This window comes from Thermodesulfovibrionales bacterium, from assembly GCA_035622735.1.
GTDB lineage: Bacteria > Nitrospirota > Thermodesulfovibrionia > Thermodesulfovibrionales > UBA9159 > DASPUT01.
This window is the reverse complement of sequence record DASPUT010000215.1, coordinates 1-2926: the sequence shown is the minus strand read 5'-3', so window position 1 is coordinate 2926 and position 2926 is coordinate 1. Positions and strand designations below refer to the sequence as shown.

The following is a 2926-nucleotide window of genomic DNA, read 5'->3' as shown; positions in this document are numbered from 1 at the left end:
GCCCGTGGGGACTGGCGTCTGCTCGGGAGGCGCGATCGCGACCGAGACTCCGACGGCAAAGATGTTTTTGTATTGCGTATGGCGGTATCTGCCGTCAACAGGGATGAAGCCCCTTGGATTCCCGAGGTGGGCAACCGCCGGCACCCCTTTCATGGCGGGCGCGAGCATCGAAAGCTTGAAGGGCAGCTTCGTGCCGTCCTTCAAGCTCACTTCGCCAGGAACGATCTCTTCAACGGCGGTATTCGCAATAACCTTTATGTCGCGCTTCGCAAACTCATCTTCCATGACCCTCTTCGAATTCCTCAACCCCCCGATGCCGAAATGGCCTACATAGGGCTCGGAAGTCACAAAGACCATCGGCACCTTATGGCGCATCTTTCTCTTTCTCAGTTCCGTGTCGGCCTCGAAGGCAAACTCGTAAGGCGGACCGGAACAGCTGACCCCCTGAACGGAACCGGTTACGATGATTCCCGGACTTTCGAGGAATTTGTTCCATGCCCTGTTCGCTCTTTCTGCCTGCCCAAGGGTGAAGATGCATTCGGTATGTCCCTTTTCCGGCCCGAGCCCCGGGACTTCTTCGAAGGCGAGATAGGGTCCGGTAGATATGAGGAGATAATCGTAGGGCATTTCTCCGTTTGCCGTGATGACCTTCGAGGCATCCGCATCTATTCCCTTTGCGGCTTCGTGAATGAACCGTATCCCTTTCCGCTCAAGAAGCCCTTTAACAGGAAGGGTGATGTCTCCGGCTGTCCTGCTCCCCATCGCTATCCACGGCAACGAGGGGTTAAAAACAAATTTATCGTCCTCGGAAAGAACCGTTAAGTCGGCCTTCTTCCCCAAAAGCCTCTTTAGTTCGAATGCCGAGGTGAGCCCGCCAAACGAACCACCCAGTATAACTATCCTTGCCATCGTCACCACCTCCCCAGAAGGTTCGGACAGGGTCGAGATATTCTCATTTTCATCTCTCTCTTGACCCTAGATTCGATGCTAAAACATGCCCACCACGTTATCTTCTTTCGCCATCATGTCAACCAAATCCGCATAGGTGAGTTTTCTGACATCTTTTTTGATCTCGCCGTCTTTTAATCCCCTGAGCCTCGTGTCGTCATCGAGGACATATGCCGCTCCGCAGAAGCCTTGAAGCCTTTCCTCCTCCGCGAAATAAACCCCGTTCTGAAGGAGCACCACATCAGCCGCCATATCCCTTGCCAGCTTGATGCCCCTTCTTCCGTCTGTCGTGTCCGGAGCGCTCTTCACTATCACAAGCATCGAATCCTCCTCTCCTCATTCTCCCGGCTAAAAAATCAGCGTTGTTCTTGCGCCTTGTATCAATTCCGCTATCTGCATGGCATTCGCAATCTTCACCTTGTCAACCATATCCTCAGGCTCTAGCTGCTGTTCCCTGACTGAGGCCTTGTCGGCATAGACTTCCACACCCAATTCGATACAGTCTTTCAAGGCACCTTCGAGGTTCGTAAAGCCAGTGCCCGTATCATCCTGATCCTTCTTGGCGAGGAGTACACCGCCGTCTACCAGGATCAGGTCGACCTCCAGCTCGCCCGAAACGCCCCCCATCGCGTGCCTGACGGCCTCTGCCGCATTCATGTCGCCATAGGGAGATCTCTTCAGTATCATCGCTACCTTTGCCATAGTCTCCTCCTATGCCCCGATGTTGAGCCAGACATCAGTTTCGCCCATGGTGTTGAATAACCCTTTGAGCGAACCGACCTCTGCTCCATTGAGGTAGCCATCTTTCGCCGCACGGCGGAAGTTCATGCAACCGCCTCAGAGATAGACCCTCAGCCCCTTCCCGATAAGCTCCGAAAACTTCTCTTCAGCATTTGTTATCCCTTTTGCCTTTTGGCCCTTCAGGAAACAATAGACTCCATCACCTGAAGCGATGAGGTTCACTGTGTGGCCCTTGCTCAACGCGGACTCGGCGATCTTCACGGCGGTGAGGGCATTCTCGTACGAATAGGGCGACGTGCTGAGAAACAGAGTGAATTTTTTTGCCATGTTCTTCCTCCTTTTTGGGGCGATCTCTTCGCCTGAACTTCTCTCCTTTCGCGCATCCAGCGAAGTAGCCGACGACATTATCAACCTAACGAGACACTGTTCTTTGCCGTGACCGGTTTCCCGGATACGTCCCCTTCTTCGTGACCGGACAACAGGCAGGAGCCGGTAATTCCGCCTCATAATCCTTTTTGAGTATCTCGATGATAGCAGGGATCATCGGATCCCTGAGAAAATAGCACTTCAGTCTTCCATCGATGAAATAATCGATTATCCCGTGCATTCTCAGGAGCGATAGATGTTGTGAGATATTCGGCTGGCTTATTTCGAGAAAATCTTCAAGATCGCTCACGCACTTGACCCCCTTGAGAAGTTCTTCGAGGATCTGGATTCTTGCCGGGTGCGCGATTACTCTCAGGAGTTCCACTCTCTTGCTCAGGGAGGGCATGTATCACCTCTTTCCATGCATATATAATGATATTTGCATATGTGGGAGAAATTTTTTTAGGATTTTGAAGCGGCCTCGGCGAGATCGCCTTTTTCCTTCATGGTCTCCATGAGGACATCCTTCATGAGGGAACAGGCCTCTATAACCTTCGGGTTCGCGACGCTATAGTAGATATTGATGCCCTCTCTTCTCGATTTCAGGATCCCCTTGTATCTCATGACAGCGAGATGCTGTGACACGTTGGCCTTGGGGACGCCTAAGATTTCGACAAGCTCGCTCACCGTCTTTTCGCCTTCCTTCAACGCGTTCAGGATCTCGATCCTCTTCGGACTTGCAAGGGTCTTACAGACGTCTGACTGGAGTTCGAATAATGTCTTATCTTTCTTCATGCTACTATTCTATGCATTCATGGCGGGAAGGTCAAGTACTCTTTTTCTGAGGCAGGCCCGTACTTTACATTTCTCG

At 52.0% G+C, this 2926-nt stretch carries 6 protein-coding genes; all 6 read right to left on the bottom strand.

Going from position 1 to position 2926, the window contains the following annotated elements:
* Positions 1-909, bottom strand: a 909-nt coding sequence (locus VEI96_11405; protein ID HXX58598.1) for an FAD/NAD(P)-binding oxidoreductase, incomplete at its 3' end; no start/stop codon positions are given.
* Positions 910-987: 78 nt separating this feature from the next.
* A complete protein-coding gene (locus VEI96_11400) occupies positions 988-1269 on the bottom strand; it encodes a DsrH/TusB family sulfur metabolism protein (GenBank protein HXX58597.1) in 282 nt (93 codons plus the stop codon).
* A gap of 27 nt (positions 1270-1296) precedes the next feature.
* A complete protein-coding gene (locus VEI96_11395; GenBank protein HXX58596.1) occupies positions 1297-1650 on the bottom strand; it encodes a DsrE family protein in 354 nt (117 codons plus the stop codon).
* Positions 1651-1785: 135 nt separating this feature from the next.
* Positions 1786-2016, bottom strand: coding sequence for a DsrE family protein (locus VEI96_11390; GenBank protein ID HXX58595.1), 231 nt, complete (start codon positions 2014-2016; stop codon positions 1786-1788).
* 85 nt (positions 2017-2101) lie between these two features.
* Complete coding sequence (locus VEI96_11385; protein HXX58594.1) at positions 2102-2461, bottom strand: metalloregulator ArsR/SmtB family transcription factor; 360 nt, start codon at positions 2459-2461, stop codon at positions 2102-2104.
* Between the two features lie 56 nt (positions 2462-2517).
* Positions 2518-2850: a metalloregulator ArsR/SmtB family transcription factor gene (locus VEI96_11380; GenBank protein ID HXX58593.1), complete on the bottom strand. Its 333-nt coding sequence runs from the start codon at positions 2848-2850 to the stop codon at positions 2518-2520.
* Positions 2851-2926 lie beyond the last annotated feature (76 nt).

What these genes read in the sequence shown, in the direction of transcription:
- VEI96_11400 (HXX58597.1), bottom strand. Translation starts at nt 1,269, where the DNA reads ATGCTTGTGATAGTGAAGAGCGCTCCGGACACGACAGACGGAAGAAGG.
- VEI96_11395 (HXX58596.1), bottom strand. Translation starts at nt 1,650, where the DNA reads ATGGCAAAGGTAGCGATGATACTGAAGAGATCTCCCTATGGCGACATG.
- VEI96_11390 (HXX58595.1), bottom strand. Translation starts at nt 2,016, where the DNA reads ATGGCAAAAAAATTCACTCTGTTTCTCAGCACGTCGCCCTATTCGTAC.
- VEI96_11385 (HXX58594.1), bottom strand. Translation starts at nt 2,461, where the DNA reads ATGCCCTCCCTGAGCAAGAGAGTGGAACTCCTGAGAGTAATCGCGCAC.
- VEI96_11380 (HXX58593.1), bottom strand. Translation starts at nt 2,850, where the DNA reads ATGAAGAAAGATAAGACATTATTCGAACTCCAGTCAGACGTCTGTAAG.